The organism is Dyadobacter sp. HNCC25DJ187, from assembly GCF_056895255.1.
In genome coordinates this window covers 2,571,716-2,591,944 of the sequence record NZ_JBXHAT010000001.1, presented here as the reverse complement: position 1 = coordinate 2,591,944, position 20,229 = coordinate 2,571,716, and the positions used below count along the sequence as shown (strand labels likewise).

Annotated in this window: 13 protein-coding genes; all 13 read left to right on the top strand. The window is 44.2% G+C overall.

The window, feature by feature from the left end; all coding sequences use genetic code 11:
* Window positions 1–17: 17 nt before the first annotated feature.
* The 13 genes from AC1XUE_RS10780 (at window position 18) to AC1XUE_RS10720 (ending at window position 20,223) form a co-directional block, all read left to right on the top strand.
* Window positions 18–1,724 carry a SusD/RagB family nutrient-binding outer membrane lipoprotein gene (locus AC1XUE_RS10780; RefSeq protein ID WP_483355940.1) on the top strand — a complete coding sequence of 569 codons (1,707 nt, stop codon included), beginning with the start codon at window positions 18–20 and terminating at the stop codon, window positions 1,722–1,724.
* Between the two features lie 294 nt (window positions 1,725–2,018).
* Window positions 2,019–5,465, top strand: coding sequence for a SusC/RagA family TonB-linked outer membrane protein (locus tag AC1XUE_RS10775; RefSeq protein WP_483355939.1), 3,447 nt, complete (start codon window positions 2,019–2,021; stop codon window positions 5,463–5,465).
* A 28-nt stretch (window positions 5,466–5,493) separates the two neighbouring features.
* A complete protein-coding gene (locus AC1XUE_RS10770; RefSeq protein ID WP_483355938.1) occupies window positions 5,494–7,128 on the top strand; it encodes a SusD/RagB family nutrient-binding outer membrane lipoprotein in 1,635 nt (544 codons plus the stop codon).
* A gap of 200 nt (window positions 7,129–7,328) precedes the next feature.
* Complete coding sequence (locus tag AC1XUE_RS10765) at window positions 7,329–8,687, top strand: PhoPQ-activated pathogenicity-related family protein (protein WP_483355937.1); 1,359 nt, start codon at window positions 7,329–7,331, stop codon at window positions 8,685–8,687.
* Between the two features lie 46 nt (window positions 8,688–8,733).
* The gene (locus AC1XUE_RS10760; protein WP_483355936.1) at window positions 8,734–10,512 is read left to right on the top strand and encodes a purple acid phosphatase family protein; all 1,779 of its coding nucleotides are present in this window, start codon (window positions 8,734–8,736) and stop codon (window positions 10,510–10,512) included.
* Window positions 10,513–10,878: 366 nt separating this feature from the next.
* Window positions 10,879–14,037, top strand: a complete 3,159-nt coding sequence (locus AC1XUE_RS10755) for a SusC/RagA family TonB-linked outer membrane protein (protein WP_483355935.1) — start codon at window positions 10,879–10,881, stop codon at window positions 14,035–14,037.
* A gap of 20 nt (window positions 14,038–14,057) precedes the next feature.
* Window positions 14,058–15,698 (top strand): SusD/RagB family nutrient-binding outer membrane lipoprotein, encoded by a 1,641-nt coding sequence (locus AC1XUE_RS10750; RefSeq protein ID WP_483355934.1) that lies wholly within the window; start codon window positions 14,058–14,060, stop codon window positions 15,696–15,698.
* Window positions 15,699–15,709: 11 nt separating this feature from the next.
* Window positions 15,710–16,276, top strand: coding sequence for a hypothetical protein (locus tag AC1XUE_RS10745; RefSeq protein ID WP_483355933.1), 567 nt, complete (start codon window positions 15,710–15,712; stop codon window positions 16,274–16,276).
* Window positions 16,277–16,509: 233 nt separating this feature from the next.
* On the top strand, window positions 16,510–17,016 hold the full coding sequence (locus AC1XUE_RS10740; protein WP_483355932.1) for a GbsR/MarR family transcriptional regulator: 507 nt from the start codon (window positions 16,510–16,512) through the stop codon (window positions 17,014–17,016).
* Window positions 17,017–17,073: 57 nt separating this feature from the next.
* Window positions 17,074–17,901 carry a DCC1-like thiol-disulfide oxidoreductase family protein gene (locus AC1XUE_RS10735; RefSeq protein WP_483355931.1) on the top strand — a complete coding sequence of 276 codons (828 nt, stop codon included), beginning with the start codon at window positions 17,074–17,076 and terminating at the stop codon, window positions 17,899–17,901.
* Window positions 17,898–18,824, top strand: coding sequence for a TIGR01777 family oxidoreductase (locus AC1XUE_RS10730; protein WP_483355930.1), 927 nt, complete (start codon window positions 17,898–17,900; stop codon window positions 18,822–18,824). The genes AC1XUE_RS10735 and AC1XUE_RS10730 overlap by 4 nt, the downstream gene beginning before the upstream one ends.
* The gene (locus tag AC1XUE_RS10725) at window positions 18,824–19,261 is read left to right on the top strand and encodes a hypothetical protein (protein ID WP_483355929.1); all 438 of its coding nucleotides are present in this window, start codon (window positions 18,824–18,826) and stop codon (window positions 19,259–19,261) included. The genes AC1XUE_RS10730 and AC1XUE_RS10725 overlap by 1 nt, the downstream gene beginning before the upstream one ends.
* On the top strand, window positions 19,258–20,223 hold the full coding sequence (locus tag AC1XUE_RS10720; RefSeq protein WP_483355928.1) for an MBOAT family protein: 966 nt from the start codon (window positions 19,258–19,260) through the stop codon (window positions 20,221–20,223). Before AC1XUE_RS10725 ends, AC1XUE_RS10720 begins: the two co-directional genes overlap by 4 nt.
* Window positions 20,224–20,229 lie beyond the last annotated feature (6 nt).

Sequence of the window (20,229 nt, the reverse complement as noted above, 5' to 3'; positions counted from 1 at the left end):
GCCAAACTTTTTAACACATGAATATTCTAAAATTAATACCCAAATATACATTGGTGATCGGCCTGGCGATGATGTCGTCATGTAACGACCGGCTGGATGAGGTGAATGTGAACCCGAACGGAGTAGATCTTACAAAAGCGAATCCTAATCTGATTATGCCCACGGTGATGACTGGTGCGGCTATGGAATACCTTAAATTAGGTTATGGAGATGTGGGAGGAGTTGCCCAGCATATCCAGCATGACGGATGGTTTAGCAGCGTGAATTCCTATGACTGGGGACCTCAGGATTGGACAACCTGGTACAACTTGCTGAGAAATAATCAACTGATGCTGGAACGCGCCACAGCGATTGATTCCAAATTTCATATAGGTGTTGCATTGACGATGAAGTCCTTCATTTTTGGTCTGGTTACTGACCTTTGGGGAGACGCCCCATATACGCAAGCGCTTTCAGGAGCCAAATCTAATGGAACAATTACGCCGGTTTATGATAGTCAGGAGGTAATTTACAAGGGAATTATTGAAGATCTGAAACAAGCTTCTGCGCACTTTGCGACGAAGGACAATTCTGCATACCTGGCTAACTACGATGTGTATTATGCTGGTGATCCTGCGAAATGGCAGAAATTTGCAAACAGCCTTCTGTTGAGATACTATATGCGTATCTCCGCGAAGTTGCCGGACGTTGCAAAGGCAGGTGTTGAAGGTATTTACAGTTCAGGTGTTTATATCAAAACGCCGGCTGAGGATGCTGTTATGAATTACCTGGGTACTACAGCAGACTACTCATGGCCGGGTGCTGTGCAATGGGATGCTGAACAAACCAATTTCCGTAGAAAAAAACCGGCGCAAACACTCGTAGCCAAACTTTTAGCTAACAATGATCCCCGCCTTACAGTATGGGTAAATCCGGTTCATGTTCAGTGGGTGGCGGATGAAACGCTTACCACGGCATTGGATGAGTTCATTCGTAAAGATGGCGTAATTCAGACAGGTGTTAAGAGTTTAACTGATATTCAGTTCCAGACTCAGATTAAAGCAGGTGCGAAATTTACCCGCCATTTTAATCCTAAATTATATACAGGAACAGGTACTGACGCTATTAATACAGGGCTTTATGTAGGTATTCCTGCTGGTATGAGACAGCCGGATTTCTATAACCGCAACCCAACTACAGGTCAGGTTGTACAAAATCAGCACGTATCTCAATTGGCAGACGTATACCGAGGAAGCACCGGAGGTATCCTGAAAGCAAGGTTGATGTCGGCATCTGAAACTTCGTTCATTCTTGCTGAAGCTGCTCAGAAAGGCTGGACCGCCGGAACTGCGAAAGAACATTACGAGAACGGTATCAAAAACTCGCTTACAACATGGGGTGTCGACAGCAAGTATGCGACTTATATCGCTGAAAAGAATGTAGCATTCAATAATACGTTGTCGCAGATCATCGATCAAAAATGGATAGCGAGCTGGACTGTAGGAACTGAAGCCTGGTTTGACTTCCGTCGTACTGGTCTACCTGCTCTGGTTCCGGGAAATGCTTCGGATGAGTCGGTACTGCCAGTACGCTTCAACTACGGCGACAATACGCTGAATTTCAATTCGGTGAATGCAGATGCTGCTCTGAATAAGCTGGAAGTGACATCTCATTCAGGACTGAGAGGGAAAAACAGCCAATGGTCTAAGCCGTGGTTGGTACAGGGAACGGGTAAACCCTGGTAATTCAAATAGTTAGTATGTTTTTAAAACTGGCACGCCGAATCACGGCATGCCAGTTTTTTTATATAAACAGTAGTACATTATTGCGAAATAATAGTAATAAGTAAAGTGTTTGAAAGTTTGAATTCTCACCGGGTTCAATCGGGTTTTTTATAGTCGCATAATAGTATGCATACATAACAAAAGCATAATATAAGGAAGTAGGCTCAATAGAACTTCAGAGAGTAAAACTGGTATTGAAATACATCATCAATCACTTTACCGAACGCAATAATCGCTCACTTTTAACTTCACTATATGAGATCACCCGCTACAAACTTTATCAGGCAGATTCCCGGCATTGTTCTGGTTTCTGCGCTGCTCGTTGCTCCTGTTTCCGGTTTACCTCTGAACACAACGAAAATTGGCTTACAAAAAAACGTGCTGGACAGAACGGTTACCGGAACTGTAACCTCTAAATCGGACAACATCGGTATGCCCGGTGTAAATGTTATTCTGAAAGGAACACAAAGAGGAACCACCACCGACGCAGAAGGCAGATACAGTATAGACGTACCAGACGGGAATGCAACACTTATTTTCTCATTCGTGGGCTATCAGGCAACTGAAGCCGCTGTTGGTAACCGCAGTGTAGTGGATGCTTCACTTGCCGTCAGCAGTGAAAACCTGAATGAGGTTGTGGTAACGGCTTTGGGGATCAAAAGAGAAGAGCGCTCACTGGGTTACAACGTGGGGAAGGTTGAGGGCAAGGAGATGACAAAGGTAGTTCAGGAAAATGTTCTTAACTCAATTTCAGGTAGAATTGCTGGTGTAACTGTTAATGCAACAGGGGGAACAGGTTCTTCCGTGAGTATGGTGATTCGCGGTGCTACTTCCCTGAACAGCGACAACCAGCCACTTTTTGTAATAGATGGTGTGCCTATTGCCAACACCCTGAACAACGTGAGCCAGATCGGTAATAACAACCGTGTGGATTATGGGAATGCGATATCCGGTTTAAATCCTGAGGATATTGAGAATATTTCAGTGCTCAAAGGACCTAGTGCAGCGGCATTGTATGGTTCCCGTGCAGGAAATGGTGTGGTACTGATCACTACCAAAAGCGGTAGTAAAAATAAAAGGATGACAGTCTCCATCAATTCAAGTACTGTTTTTGATAAGCCTTATCGTTTTCTGAAATGGCAGACTCAGTTTGGATCCGGGCAGTTTTCAGGTATACCCGCTGATATTTCCGGCAATCCGTATAGCAATCCATTTGGCAAAATAATTGATGAGAGCGTGGGAGGCACAGGCGGAGGAGCACTGGATAAAGGTTATAAGGAAATTCAATGGAATAGTCCAATCGGACCTGATGGTAAAAAGATGCCGTTAGAACTGATTTCCCACGCTAACAATGCCGAAAATTTCCTGCAGACCGGTGTAACCTCGACCAACAACATAGCAATCGCTAACAATACGGATCTGGTTGCTTACCGGATTTCGTATAACAACATGCGTAACAAAGGGATTATCCCCAATACTGACCTGTTCCGCAATACATTAAACCTGAACGTTTCAGCCAAAGTGCATGAGAAAGTGAGATTAAGTACAAACCTTGATCTCAGCAGAAACAACTCGAATAACCGGCCGTCAGGAAATACAGGAAGCAATCCGCTGGAAGCCGTATATGAGCTTTCTCCGCATATAGATGTGCGTGAGATGCAGCAATACTGGATGCCGGGACAGGAAGGTTTGCAACAGCGTACACCCTATAATGGCGTTTTCAATAATCCCTATTTTCTCTCAAAGGAAATCAAAAACAGTTTCGTAAGAGACCGCGTTTTTGGGAATATTAAGGCTGACTATCAGATCACTCCAAAGTTGAGTCTGATGGGTAGAGTAGCGCTGGATACTTATAATGAACAGCGGGAGTCTAAAATTGCAACCAGTTATGTGAGTGATCCGCGCGGGGCTTACGGTCTGATCGGAATCAAAGGACTTGAAACCAATACAGATTTCCTGGCTACGCTGAAGGAAGATATTAAAGATTTCAGCTTCTCGATTTCAGCAGGTGGGAACTATCGCTACCAGACGGGATCAAGTGTTACGAATACTACCAAAGGTGGTACAGGGCCAATCGTTCCGGGTGTTTACACGCTTCAGAATATCCTGCCTGATAATCTGGCCTATTCGAGCAGCTTATCCAAAAGAGGAATATACAGCGTGTTTGGACTCGCCAATATTGGATTTAAGGACATGGTGTTTCTGGATGTAACTGCCAGAAACGATTGGTCGAGTACTTTGCCCAAAGGGAATAATTCCTATTTCTATCCTTCTGCTTCGTTGAGTGTACTGGTGAGCGAAATGTTGCCGGATATCAATGCGCTGAGTCTTTTCAAACTCAGGGGAGGTGTAGCACAGGTAGGTAATGACGCTTCTCCGTATCAGCTTGAAACAACATTAGCCAACGCAGGAACTTGGGGTTCTATTCCACGTTTGTCGGTTCCGAATAACTTGCTGATCAATAATTTGAAACCTGAGATTGCTACTTCTTATGAAGCAGGCGTTGATCTGAATCTTTTTCAGAACAGATTGAGAATGGCGGGAACTTACTATGTGGTGGAAAACAGGAATCAGATTTTAAGTACCAAATTGCCGCCTTCGTCGGGGTATATTGGTAAGAATATCAATGCCGGATTATTGGTAAGTAAAGGTGTAGAATTTTCACTTGGAGGAACACCCATTCAGACTGAAAACCTGAGATGGGATATCAATACGAACATTTCCAGAAACCGTACCCGCATTATGGAACTGGCTGATGATATTCCGTATTTCACATTGTGGTCGGATGCCAAAGGTGGTGCATGGACTTACGTAGGTGAAGAAATCGGTGATATATACGATGCGAAGCTTGTGACTGTTACGGATCAGTCGTCTCCCTATTACGGATATCCTTTGCTCGACAGAAATGGAAAATGGCAGTCTGTTGATGCTATTCAATCCAAAAATAAGATTGGGAATTTCAACCCGAAGTTCATCATGGGTATGCAGACCTCGCTCACTTACAAGGGAGTAAGCCTGAGCCTGTCGTTCGATTGGCGAAATGGTGGTGATTTTGTGTCTCAAACCTATCGCTATGGTGAGGAACATATGCGGTCACAGCTTTTCCTGGATAAGCTCATCAACCCGAATGGTATGAGCGGAGATGAACTTGAAAACTACCTGATTGCAAATCAGGAAACGATGATCAAAGTAAACGGGGGCAATTTCCCTGTAGTGGGCGGGCCTACACCCGACTACGGAAGTTTTCCTGTAAAATACAGCGGGATACCACTTCCTCACGGTGGTGCTTTTGTGCCGGGTGTAATTGCTAATTACGATGCTGCCGGAAATCTGACGGGCTATACCAAAAATCTGGGTGGCTCGGGGACAGTATACCAACCAATCGCAGGTTTGACGACCTGGTCATTTACGAAACCATTTACTTACGATGCTTCTTTTATCAAACTGCGTGAAGTGGCGGTTGGCTATGAACTGCCGACGAGATGGGTGAAGAGAATTGGTTTACAAAATGCAAATGTGTCGGTGTACAGCCGTAACATCATGCTCTGGACTGCAGCCAGGATTGGGATTGATCCTGAAACGGCCTTCCAGGTTGAGTCGGGTGTGCAGGGTAACGGGATGCAGTTTAAGCAAGGAATTGAAAGGTACAATGTAACGCCTTGGGTAATGCCTGTAGGGTTTAAAGTTGGTCTTACTTTCTAATACAAAAGCACATTAAAATTGATTGTTTATGAATCGTTTACATATAAAATCTATTGTTATCGCGATTGTCGGAATTTTCGTGGCTTCCTCGTGCAACGACATCACCGACCTGAATGATAACCCGAATGGCGTGAATCCGCTCACAGCTAATCCGAGCCTGGTGCTTTCGACAGTACTGACCGAAACCGGTCGTGCGATTGTGAATCTGGGTTATCAGGATGCTGCAGGTATTGTACAGCATACACAAAAGGACGGCTGGAGTGGTGGTCATAATGACTATGAGTGGAATCAGGAAAATAGCTGGTCGGGCTATTATGATATCCTTCGTAATAACCAGTACGTGTACGACCGGTCTGTGGAGCTTAATTACGAAATGCATCAGGGAATAGCACTGGTGATGAAATCGATGATTTTCGGATTGATCACAGATTTGTGGGGCGATGCACCGTACACAAATGCTTTAAAAGCCGCCGAAGGAGGGGCAGAGAATACCTTCCCCGCTTTTGATGCTCAGGAGAATATCTATACAGGAATTTTGAATGATTTGGAAAAAGCCAATGTGCTTCTTTCTAAAAATGCTTCGGAATATGCTGCAGTTGGAAGTGCTGATGTCTACTACCAGGGCAATCCTATCAAATGGAGAAAGCTGGCGAATTCATTGAAGCTTCGCTACTACATGCGTTTGTCTGCCAAAAAACCTGATTTTGCCAAAGCGGGCATAGAGGCTATTGTTGCAAATCCTACACAATATCCTATTATCACCGCCGCTGCTGACGATGCTTCCATGGCTTATGCAGGAAATAGCGTTTCAGACTCGTGGCCTGGAGCAGTTCGTTTCGATCCGGATTCCAGCAACTACCGCAGGATAAAAATGTGTGACACTTTCGTGAAATACCTGCAGGCTGTAAAGGATCCGCGTTTGGGTGTATTTGCAAACAAAGTGCAGATTCCATTGGTGGTGGATGCTACCTTGCCAGCCGGAACTGACCGGATCACAGGTGGGAAACGTTACCTGTCTCCGGACAAGGTTGCGGGTACAATTAATACTGATCCTGAATATGTAGGATTACCTGTGGCATTATTGGGAGGGGCTTCGTATAACATGAGTCCTACCGCAGCGCAAGGCGCGCGCAACCCACACGTGTCGTGGGTAAACAGTATGTACATGCAGCCTACAGGAGCTATGCTGAGAGCAAGAATTATGTCTGCTTCGGAAGTGAATTTCATACTGGCAGAGGCTGCACAAAAAGGATGGGCTGCGGGTAATGCTGAAGCGAATTATAAAGCAGCGATTCAGGCTTCTTTTGCAACATGGGGAACGACCACGGGACTGGCAGCATATATGACTCAGCCGCTTGTAGCTTATAACGGAACATTGAAACAAATCATTGAGCAAAAATGGATTGCCAGCTGGACTGCTGCTTCCGAGGCCTGGTTTGACTTCAGGAGAACCGGGTTCCCTGAAATGAAGACAGGTCCGCAAAGCAAAAGAGCAGCTTTGCCGCTTCGTTTTTACTATATGCTTGATGAGCGAAATCTGAATAAAGCCAATGCCGACGCAGCCATCGATAAACTGGAAGTGACCAGGTATTCTGAAGCGGATGGTAAGAACAGCGCATGGTCTAAACCCTGGTTATTGCAGGGGACTACCAAGCCCTGGTAGATGATCCGGTCTGCGCGACCCGGTCTGCACGACGCAGTCGGGCTGAACGGTTGGGACGACTTCTCCCTTAACCGTTCAGCCTCGAAATTGCTTTTTCTATTTAATTATATCTCTAACCGTTCAGCCTTCAATCTTTTTTAATTTAATAACAACCTCTAATCGTTCAGCCTCGCTGCGCGATGCAGACCGGATTTCAGCCCATGAAAACAAAAACTAAAAACCTCGCAATGATCTTGTTGCTATCTGTAGCGACACACTGTTTCAATCTGCAAGCGCAGATAATCACCCCACAAAATGCTTTGGAAAGCTATCTGAATAATGGCGACAAGAGCATGAAATGGGAGTTGAAGGATGAGTACGTCAAAGACAATCAGACGATTTACAACATCCTGCTTACTTCCCAGAAGTGGCGTGAGTTTACCTGGACGCACCAGTTGACTATTATAGTTCCAAAGGAAAACAAGCATAATGCCGCATTGCTGTTTATCACCGGAGGTTCTAATCAGGATGAAATGCCAAAATGGAACAGCAAAAAGGACGATAAGCTTATTGCCTCACTCGCCGGTATTGCCGCTGCCAATAAGGCTATTGTTGTTCAGCTCAGGCAAACTCCTAATCAACCTTTCTTCGGAGATCTTACAGAGGACGCACTAATTTCCTATACCTTACATCAATGGAAAAGAGATAAGGATTACAGTTGGCCACTTTTGTTTCCGATGGTAAAAAGTGCAGTCCGGGCGATGGATGTGGTTCAGGAATTTTCGAAGCAGAAACTGAATCATGAAGTGAAGGAGTTTGTGGTTTCCGGTGCTTCCAAAAGAGGATGGACAACCTGGCTCACTGGTGCCAGCGACAAAAGAGTAGCAGCCATTGCTCCGATGGTGATAGATATATTGAATATGCCGATCAGTCTGGATTACCAGATTAAATCCTGGGGTGACTACAGTATTCAGATCGAAGATTATGTAAAATTAGGAATTCCTCAATCGACCGGGTCCGTAGACGGCGAAGCCATTACAGCGATGATTGACCCCTATTCATACAGATCAAAACTGACGATTCCGAAACTGATTTTCATGGGAACGAACGATGAATATTGGGTCGTGGATAATGTCAAAAACTATTTGAAGAATATACCCGGAGAAAACAGTCTGCACTATGTTCCCAATGCGGGTCACGACCTCGGCGGAGGGCAACAGGCAATGGAGGCTCTGAGCGCCTTTTATGGATCAACCATTAATAAAACACCATTTACTGTTTGCGACTGGAAGCAGTCTGTGGAGAAGAAAAATATACGGCTGGATATTAAGGCGACGTCGGATGCACTGGTGGATGTGATTTTATGGTCGGCTACTTCTCCTGATCAGGATCTGAGAAATGATCAGTGGACAGGCCGTAGTCTGGGTATCAAAAATAAGCCTACAATAAAGGTGGTGGAACCTCTGCCCAAGTCGGGCTTTAAGGCGATGTATGTCGATTTAAAATATAAAAATCAGGCTGGTGCGACTTATACAGAGAGTACCAGGGTTTTTCTGGCCAACGAAAATGAGGTGTTGTGACCTTGTTTTCAATAGTCCCTTTATGATGTAAAGAAGTATTCAAAACATGAAATATATTACCCTGATTTTTAAATACGCCTTTGTTTTTCTGATTTGCCTGTCCTGCAAAAAGAATGCTGCACCGGTTGAAGGAACCGTAAAGGATGTGATTGATAATGCTGTTACGCGGCTTTACAAGCAATTGTCAGCGGCTGAACTTGATACGATTTCGGATGCATACATCCGGCAATTTCTGAGTACGGAGGAGAAGCAGGTCCTTGCTACCAAATTCTGGACATTTGATGTGAATGTACCAGTGACTGTTTCGCTGATGCGCGATACCGATCAGAAAATAGTGCCTTTCTGGATAGAAGACAGCGGATTCAAAAAGACAAATATGTTTGTCAAAAATGAAGAGTATACTTACGAGGTATGGCAACGCAGTTTTGACAAAGGAACAGTTGGCTTGGGTATTAATGGTTTTGATAAACATCGTCCTGTTTATTTTATCGGCGTAGCACCACAAAAGAAGGAAGATAGTCTTCAGGTTTCAAATGTATATCCGGCAGAATATAACCTGTCTGTTATGCAGAAAGGGGCTTTTACCTATCATGACTGGGATGGATTGGTATTAACCGAAGTACCTGCTGAACTTACAGGACAAGTTTTGTTCACAACCGTTCGTGGACGCGCACGTGAAGCACATCTCACAGGTGCTTTCAGAAAAACGAATACGCCGTCGTCCGACAAGCCCGATCAGTTATTGCTAACCTGGAGTGCCGATCCAAAAACTACTGTGAATGTACAGTGGAGAACAGGTATGGATGTGAAGGAAGGCATTGTTAAATATTGGAAAGTCGGTGGAAGTGATACACTCACCACTGCTGCGGGTGTATTTGAAATGGAAGACAGACTGCTTCAGAATGACCGGTATGTCAAAAGGTTCACAGCCAGATTAACAGGACTGACACCAGGTGCCGAATATGGGTATAACGTCGGGGCAAAGGACGGAAGCTGGTCAGAAGTTGAGCGTTTTCATACTGAGTCCAACAAACAAAAGGATTTCTCATTCATCTGGTTTGGTGATACGCATTATTCCAAAGCATGGGGAGATATGGCTCAGCAGGCATTTAAAAGGCATCCCGATGTAGCTTTTTATTCCATAGCAGGCGACCTGGTATCTACAGGCTTGCACCGTAATGAATGGGACGAACTCTGGAACCACTCAGCCGGTGTATTCAGTAAGAGGCCATTGATGCCAATACCTGGTAATCATGATAGTCAGGATGGGCTGGGAGCCTGGATGTACAAGGAAATGTTCAGTCTTCCTGAAAACGGACCTGAAAATTTACCGAAAGAAATGACTTATAGTTTCGTATACGGTAACGCTCATTATCTGATGATTGACGGAACATTACCTGTAAAAGCCCAAACTGCCTGGATAGAGAATCAGCTTAAAAAAAGTAAAGCGACATGGAAGTTTGCCATGTTCCATTTTCCTCCATACAATTTCGTAGAACCCTATGACGAGATTATGCAGGAATGGTGTACGCTGTTTGATAAGTACCACGTGGATATGGTAATGAGCGGGCATATGCATTATTACCTTCGTACGAAACCTATGTTTGCTGGCAAGGCTGTGGAGAAGCCTTCAGATGGAACCATCTATACCATGTCCATCAGTATTCCGGGTAAACAGAAGGAATGGCCAGCCGAAAATTACGCTGTTGTGCGTTATCCTGACGGACCTTTGTATCAGCATATCGTAATCAAAGGGAATAAACTCTTTTATCAGTCACTCGATCCTGATGGGAATATAAAGGATGAGCTGGTGATTGAGAAATAAAGCTCCGTAGTCAAATGTAACAGAAGGGGAGGTGACCGGTTCAGGTTATCTCCCCTTCTGTTTGAAGGGAAGGCAGGGCTATTTGGATGAAGAAGAGTAAACAGCACAATAACAGTTACTTATTGTATTTTATAAGTCAGTGTAATTGCAGTTACAATAATATATAAGTGTCATATTATGTAAAATATTATTCTTGATTATTATGTTAATGTAAAATAAATCATATTAATTAAAATTAAAATCAATATAAAATTTTGTGTTGATAATTCTGTTTTAAAATTGGCTAATTTTTGTAGTCTTAGCGTAGATATTGGTTCTTATTATTGCATAACGGTTATCATAACCAAGAACCTAACTTCTAATTTCATGAGAAAAAATCTACTGCTGAGCTTGCTTATGGTATGCTCCTGCTGGCTAACAGCTTTTGCACAGCAAAAGAAGGTGACGGGGAAAGTCACTTCTGCAGACGACGGGAGTGACCTTCCCGGAGTGTCTGTTATTGTGAAGGGGACTAATGTGGGAACCAACACAAGTTCCGATGGAAGCTATTCCATTGATGTACCACAGGGGGCAACTACCCTTATTTTTAGTTTTGTGGGGAGTGCGACTCAGGAAATTCAGATCGGGTCACGTTCCGTGATTGATGTGACGCTGCTGAATGACACTAAAAGTCTACAGGAAGTGGTTGTGACGGCGCAGGGAATTGCTAGAGAAAAGCGTGCTTTGGGTTATGCCATTGCCAATGTAGACAAGAAACTGATTGAGGACAGACCACAGTCCGATATTGGCCGTACTTTGCAGGGTAAAATTCCCGGAGTTAACATTACGTCTACTTCAGGTGTTTCGGGAACAGGAACCAACATCATCATTCGTGGTTATTCATCTATAACAGGTTCAAATCAGCCTTTATTTGTAGTAGACGGGGTTCCTTTTAACTCCAATACCAATTCCAGAGACGGATTTACAGGCGGTGGACAATCGGCATCAAGCCGATTTCTGGATCTCGATCCGAACAGTATTGAAAATATCAGTGTCCTAAAAGGTTTGGCTGCAACGGTATTGTATGGCGATCAGGGAAGAAACGGTGTGATTCTTGTAACTACAAAAAACGGAACACAGAAAAACAGACCTACCGAGGTTTCCATCGCACAATCCGTTTTCACGAACCAGGCACACCTTCCCAGCTATACTGACGTTTACGCAGGTGGGTTCAACCAGGCTCCGGGATATTTTTTTAGTAACTGGGGCCCTCGTTTTGATGAAGTCCCTGTGGGTTCACAACTTCACCCATTCACGTACCTGACAAATACATCGCTGAAAAATGCTTTTCCGGAACTGGTAGGTACGGTTTATGACTTCCGTCCTTACAGCGACAATGTGGAGAAGTTTTTTCGTAAAGGATTAATCTCAAACTCTTCACTGAACATTTCCGGTGGTGGTGAAAAGGTAAGCTACAATGCATCTGTAGGTTATAACAACGAGCAGGGATATATTCCTGGCAACAATCTGAAAAAGCTGAATATTGGTATGGGAATCAATGCGCAGCTGAGTAAGAAAGTCAGTCTGATTACATCATTCAATTTTGCTAATACGGATCAGATATCGCCTCCACTGAGTGCCGGACAGGGAAATAATACTTTAAATGGTTTTCCTTCCATTATGGCTAACGTGATGTATACGCCGCTGAGCGTAGACTTATGGGGAATGCCATTCGAAAGCCCGATAGACAACAGGAGTGTATACTTCCGCAGTGGAAATGACATCCCTAATCCGCGTTGGATGCTGAAATATTACAGCAATACAGGTAAAGTAAATCGTTTGTTCAATTCAACTTCACTTCGTGCTGAACTGACCAAAGATCTGACGCTTTTGTACCGTGTCGGACTGGATACTTACACTGAAAATCAGGAATACAAATACAACAAGGGTGGTGTTGATTTTGTAAATGGCTGGTATAGCACCAACGACATTACCAACACGATCTGGGATAACAGCGTAATCCTGTCTTATAATAAGCAAGTGAGCGAAAAATTCAGTTTTTCTGGAAAAGTGGGTGGTAATCTGCGTAATGACAGATTTCGTAGTGTGGCTACAACCAGCGAGAACCAATTGGCTTTCGGTCTGATGCGTCATTCTAATTTTATTTCTACAATTGCAAGAAACTCAGAGACTGAAGAAACCAGAATGGGTGTTTACGGCGAATTGACTGCTGATGTAAGCAATTATCTTTTTTTGAATGTCGCTGGCCGTCACGACTGGACTTCAACTGTAGAAAGAGACAACCGAACGATATTCTATCCATCAGGTAGTGTTTCCTTCGTACCCACTTCTGCCATTCCGGCCCTGGAGTCGAGTGTGCTGAATTATCTTAAACTAAGAGCTGGTGTAGGTACCTCTGCAGGTTTCCCCAGCCCATACAGAACCAGAAATATTCTGAACCAGGTTGCGAGAGGATTTGTGGATAAGGCCGGTAATGTTTCATCGACACATTCTGTAAACGATGAATTAGGTAATCCGAACCTTAAACCTGAACTGCTGACGGAGTATGAATTTGGTTTTGAAGCAAAGTTGTTCAACAACAAGATTGGTGCAGATTTTACAATCTACCGCCGTGACACGCGAAACCTGATTACCAGAACTCCCCTCGATCCTTCAACAGGATATACGTCTACAACCATCAACGTAGGTAAGTTACGTAACGACGGAATTGAATTGGGTCTTACTGCGACGCCTATCTCCGGCGAACGTTTCAGCTGGGATCTGAATCTGAACTATACCCGTAACAAGCCTTTGGTTAAAGAACTGGGCGGCGGTTTGAATGAGGTGCAGGTGACTGGTTTCGGTGGTGGTTTGGGTAATTACGCTATTCCGGGCGAACCCTTCAATATTATCAAAGGAACCGCTATCCGTCGAGATGAAGCAGGTAACCCAATCATTGCCAGCAACGGTTATTTGCTGCAGGAAGCTTCTCCACGTGTTTTAGGAGATCCAAATCCAGCCTTTACAACAGCGTTGATCAATACTTTCAACTACAGAGGATTCAGTCTTTCAGTGATGCTTGATTACCGTCATGGTGGTGCTATGTACTCAACCACTGCCGGTTCGCTGTTGGGACGTGGCCTTACAAAGGATCTGGATATTGATCGTGCGCAAGGATACATTTTCCCGGGTGTAACGCAGGAGGGGGTACCAAATACGACACAGATCACGTCATCAAATGTCTACTTCGACAACTATTATTTCTTCGGAGATGAAGGTCGTATGTACGATGGTTCGACGATCCGTTTGCGTGAAGCTTCTATTTCGTATTCTATTCCTAAATCGTTACTTGCCAAAACGCCTTTCAAATCGGCATCACTTTCTTTCTCAGGCAACAACCTGTGGTATAAAGCATTGCACTTTGAAAAACACCTGAACTTCGATACAGATAACCTGGGTCTGGGCGTGGGTAACGGGCTGGGTTTTGAGTTCCTGACAGGCCCTAGTTCCAGAAGACTGGGCGGAACGCTGAGAGTATCATTTTAACAGCAACTTACTGAATCATTATGATAAGGAAATTTAAATTGATGTGCCTCGCCATGTTCGCGTTGTGTGTCACGTCCTGTAAGCTCGACTTGCTGGATAACCCCAATGAGGTAACGACGAGCAATACCAATGTCAACTTTTTGCTCAATCGCATCCAGTTGAACTATGCTACATTTTTCAATAGTACCTCTAACATTGGTATGCGTCTTACCAGGATGCTTAATCAAGGCTCTGCTTTGTATGAAAATGCCTATGCTCCTGACGGTACTGATGCACTTTGGTCCAATTCGTATGCAAATATTCTGATAGACATACAGACATTGCTCCCGCTGGCTGAATCGTCCAATCTAAATATGCATGCCGGAATGGCCCGAGTGATTCGTGCTTACACACTGGCAACGCTGGTCGATTATTATGGAGATGTTCCATTGTCGCAAGCGCTTAGTTCATCTAACTTTAATCCTGGTCTTGATGGTGCCGCTTCGGTATATTCAGCTGCGATGAAGGACCTTGATGATGCTATTGTGAACTTTGCAGCTACTTCGGCAGCGGCACCCAATGACTTCTTTTACGGTGCAAATGCGGATAGCTGGACGCGTGCTGCCAAGACGATCAAGCTGAAACTGCTTTTCACAAAGAGACTTACAGACAACACAGCTGCCGCAGCTATTAACGCGCTCATTGCTGAAGATAAACTGATTAAAGACGGAACTCAGAATTTCTCTTTTAAATTCGGGACCTCGCTTACCAATCCGGACAGCCGTCATCCACGCTACGCCAGTCAGTATTCACCAACTGGTGGCGGAGATTATCAGGCTAACTTTTACATGTGGCATTTGTATGCAGGCAAAGGTTTTCCTGATCCCCGCATCCGCTTCTACATGTATCGCCAGACGATTACCAATACGACCACTACGAATGAGCTAAGCTGTATCAACAACCAGAAGCCTTCGCATTATGCCAACGATATGGTATTCTGTGTGCCTACTTCTGTGGGATATTGGGGGCGTGATCACCTGAGCAACGAAGGTATACCGCCAGATGGTCTGCGCCGCACTGCATGGGGTTTGTATCCTGCAGGAGGTTTGTATGACAATGACGCGGGGCGTCCGGTAGGGCAGGGAGTAGGTGCAGGTGGAGGCGGTATTCACCCGATCATGATGTCATCTTTTGTAGACTTTATGCTTGCTGAGTCCGCTTTGACGATCAGCACGACAGGTAACCCAAGAACTTTGCTGGAATCGGCAATAAGAAAATCAATGGCAGATGTAAGAGGTTTCGCTACTGCTACCATTGAGAACGCGTCTATTACGGCATTTGAAACCAGCAAATCAATCGTGTGGGCTCAGGAAGTGAATCAGTATGTAACTAAAGTACTTTCATTGTACGATGCAGCTGCCACAAACGATGCAAAACTGGATGTGATCGCACGTGAATACTGGCTTGCACTTTATGGAAATGGTGTGGAGGCTTACAATATGTATCGCCGTACCGGAAAACCATCTAAAATGCAGCCTGCTTTGGAAGCGAGTCCCGGTGCATTTGTACGCTCTCTGCTCTATCCCGCAGCTGTTGTAAACAGAAACAACGCGATTACACAAAAGAGCAGTATTGCTCAGCCGGTATTTTGGGATAATAATCCTGCAACACTGACTTTTTAACCTCAATCTATATGAAAAAGATATTTATAGCATTCATGTTGTTGGGTGTAATGTCCTGCAAAACTGAATTGATTGATAAAATAGACGTTTTCTCTTTGGAAACAGGTGCATATATGCGAACAGTGGCTCCGTGGCCCCTGAATGTGGCAAATGGCATTGTGTATTCGAAGGCCGCACTGGCATCTGGAAGTGTAAAATTGACGCTCGAAGCCGTTGATCCTCAGCAAGGATCACTATTTAGTGCATACGACCTGACCGTGAGATTTATTGACAATACTACCGCCAACGGTAATGCATCAAAACCTTACATAGCATTGGATTCTTACCCTGCATCCAGTTTTACAAAGGATGTGGTTACAGGATATCCGCGCAGAGAAATGACATTGACGGCAAGTGAACTGATGTCCAAACTGGGACTGACTGCTGCGGATGTTGCCGCGGGCGATGTGTTTGAAGTACATGCTGTTATGAAACTGGCTGATGGACGTAGCTTCACCGACACCAATTCGGGTTCTGAGATCAAAGGAGGTGCCTATTACAAATCACCGTTCTTTTACCGTATTACGGTGAATCCCTGACTTTATAATACTCATACTTGTATTTTGTTAAATCGTCCCGGTTTTTTACCAGGGCGATTTTTTTATAAAATTTTGCCGGAATCAGGAGGATTGAACGGACTGCTGTGCGGCGTGATCAGGTTCTGATCTCTGTGAGTAGCCAGAAATAAAGTAGGAATACCAGCATCAAAAATTAAATTTAAAATAAACTTTCAGTATTGATTGAAAGTTTAAAAACTTATTTATCTTTGTCTATGGAATTGACAGAAGCAAAGCAAAAATTCATAGAGGCTTGGGGCAAATTAGGATCGGAATGGGGGATTAACCGTACGATGGCTCAGATCCATGCTTTGCTGCTTATTTCGCCGGAAGCACTCACAACAGAGGAAATTATGGAAACGCTGAGTATTTCCAGAGGAAATGCGAACATGACACTCCGGGATCTGATCGGCTGGGGATTGATCGAAAAACAGCATCGGGCTGGAGAAAGAAAAGAATATTTTTATGCTGATAAAGATACCTGGAACATTGCAAGACAGGTAGCGAAAGAAAGACGTAAACGTGAGCTCGACCCTGTGCTCAAAGTGTTGGAAGAAATAAGTAAAGTAGAGGGTGATCCTAATGATCCGGAGTTTGCCACATTCACGAAATCTGTAGGAGACATTAATAAGCTGGCAAAAAACGTAGATAAAACATTGGATACGATGCTGAAAGCTGAAGAAAGCTGGTTTTGGGGTTCTATTTTCAAAATGTTTAAGTAGGACCTATTTTTTTGATTAAAAGTTTCATTATTTTCTGAAAGTTCAATAACTCATTAGATGGAAATTTTAAAAGATCATCAAATACTTTTTGATGCAGAATGTCCTATGTGCAAGCTGTATACAAAAGCGATTGTGCATGCAGGGATATTAGAGCAGGACGGACGGGTTGCCTATCAGGAAGTAACGGAAGAATCCTGTCCTATGGTGGACCGCCAGCGTGCAGTGAATGAGATTGCACTGATTAACCATAGAACGGGTGAAGTTACTTATGGAATTCAAAGTATATTCAAGGTAATCTCTGTAGCGCTGCCAGGTTTACGAGTTCTGTTTTCCTTCAAACCGTTCATATGGTTGATGACGAAGGTGTATGCATTTATTTCTTACAACCGAAGAGTAATTATCCCAGCTCCCGTCAATTCTGACCGTTTTCAACTGCAGCCAACCTTTCGTTTAGGATATCGTATACTGTATATCGTTATAACGTTGCTGATCGTTGGCTCTATTCTGTCAGACTATACTCCGTTGTTGAATCCGATTATTCCACAGGGAGAAAATTACCGGGAGTATATCATTTGTGGTGGACAAATACTTTTTCAGGCTATTATAATCATCCTGGTTAAGAAAGATGAAATCTGGAGTTATCTGGGAAACATGATGACCGTTTCATTTGCCGGGGCATTGCTGCTCTTACCGTTAATCTGGATTTCAAAATTAGTGGTGGTAAGTCCGGTAATAGGTGCAGGTTGGTTTCTTGTGGTGGCCGGACTGATGCTGTTGGAACATATCCGGAGGTGTAAGCTTTTGGGCTTGGGCTGGGTTATGACTCTTACCTGGGTTGGTTATCGCCTTTTTATATTGCTACTCATCAATCTTGATATATTATGAAGTATAGAAAAATAGTTCTGGCAGGAGGTAGCGGCTACCTCGGTCGGGTATTGACTGATTATTACAAAGGGAAAGCCGAAGAAATTGTAATACTAGGTCGTAAAATATCAGGAGTACATGGAAATGTGAGGACGGTTGTCTGGGATGGACTCACGGAATCAGATTGGATTGAAACACTTGAGAACGCCGATTTACTTATCAATTTGTGTGGGAAAAATGTCAATTGTCGTTACACCGAAGCCAATCAAAAAGCAATTATTGGCTCGCGAACAGTACCTACCCGATTACTTGGGCAAGCCATTCAAAAGTTGAGACATCCACCAAAACTTTGGATAAATGTCACTTCCGCTACAATTTACCGCCATGCAGAAGACCGTCCGCAGGATGAGGAAAATGGTGATATCGGTTATGGATTTTCTATTGATGTATGCCAAAAGTGGGAAGAAACTTTTTTCGAAATGACTACTCCGGATACAAGAAAGATAGCTTTACGGATGGGAATTGTGCTAGGTAGGTCAGATGGTGCTTTCCCCCGTTTGCTGAATTTGGTGAAGTATGGATTGGGCGGGCAACAAGGAGATGGCGAACAATATGTATCCTGGATTCATGAGCAGGACGCTGCAAAGTGTACGGAATGGCTTTTGAGTCAGGACGATCTGGAAGGGATTGTCAATTGTACGGCGCCATACCCTTTGAAAAACAAGGACTTCATGAAAACCATCCGCAATGCGTTTGGCATTTCTATTGGCCTCCCTTCTCCTGCCTGGTTGCTGGGACTTGGTGCCTGGCTGATTGGAACTGAAACAGAGCTTATTTTAAAAAGCAGATGGGTAGTACCTACCAGGCTTCTTACCCACGGATACCAGTTTTTGTTCCCAAAGGCAGACCATGCCATTAAAGACATTTTAAGTCTGCGACTGTGATGATCAATCCCTTATTTACCTACCTGCCCGCCAGTTTGTTTCTGGCTGGCCTGGCTCAACTCGTGCTTGTAGCAGGCAGCGTCGCTATCCCTAACGTACTTGGCTGGAATAAGGAACTGGCCAGGGTACAGCCTCTGATCAGACAAATGTTCTGGACTTATGCAGCCTATATTCTGGTGATAAACTTTTGCTTCGGGTCATTGTCCGTAGTGGCGGTAGACGAGTTGATGAACAAATCTTTTCTGGCACAGGTCATCACTGGTTTTATAGCTGTCTACTGGATTTCAAGGGTGCTGGTGCAATTCTTCTATTTTGATCGTTCGGGCTTCCCAGCAGGCGTTTTAAATCAACTGGCTGAAGTGGTGCTGACTTGTCTGTTTATAGCGTTGGCAGTCATTTATAGTCTGGTATTATACTTTAATCTGAATATTTTATGATAGTTCAGAACCTGCTTTATCTGACTGGTATTAACATCGCGATCATTTGCTTGGGATACTGGTTTGCCCATAAAAAACTGATTTCGGCAAGTTGGCTTTTGTGTCTTTTTTGTGGCTTTTTGATCCATTTCGTTTTTCTGTCAGCACCGGCAACGATTCGGATGTTTGCGCTGATCACTACGGTTTTTATGGGAATGAAAGTTATTACTGCCGCGGTAGAGATCCGAAATAAGCCTTTTACTTTGACGTTCCCGCAATGGCTGGCTTTCTGCATCACATGGGCAGGAATGAGGGCCGGGATTTTTAAAACTGCTGGTTGTTCTTCGCTGCCGGGGGCGAAGAGGATGATCGTACACGGAATCCTTAAAGTGATGGCCGGAGTTTCCTTGGTTGTGGTTGCGCATTACCTGGCGCCTGTCGAAATGAATGCCTCTCTTCAATATTTCCTGATTACATCTGCACTATTGATTGCATTCAGCCTGACGCTCCATTTCGGGATATTGGCCATCAGTGCGGGTGTATGGCGTTACTTTGGAGTGGATACCTATTTGCTTTTTAATGAACCGTTGAAATCCGGAACACTGAATGATTTCTGGAGCCGGCGCTGGAACATAGCGTTCAGTGAGATGACATCCATTGCAGTGTTTCGCCCATTGAAGCAAAAAAATGGAGCCATACCTGCATTGCTATTGGCTTTTATGTTTTCCGGAGTATTGCATGAAATGGCCATCAGCGTTCCTGTAAATAAGGGATACGGATTACCGATGGCCTACTTTGTGATTCAGGGAGTGGCGGTTGCGCTGGAAAAATTTCTGATAACGAAGAATATAATCCGCGCAGGGAATACTGTCATTGATAAGATATGGCTATTCAGCTGGCTGGTGATACCTCTGCCATTGCTGTTCCATAAACCATTTATTACAGGAATTATCTGGCCATTGGCCGGACTACATGTACCCTGATCAACT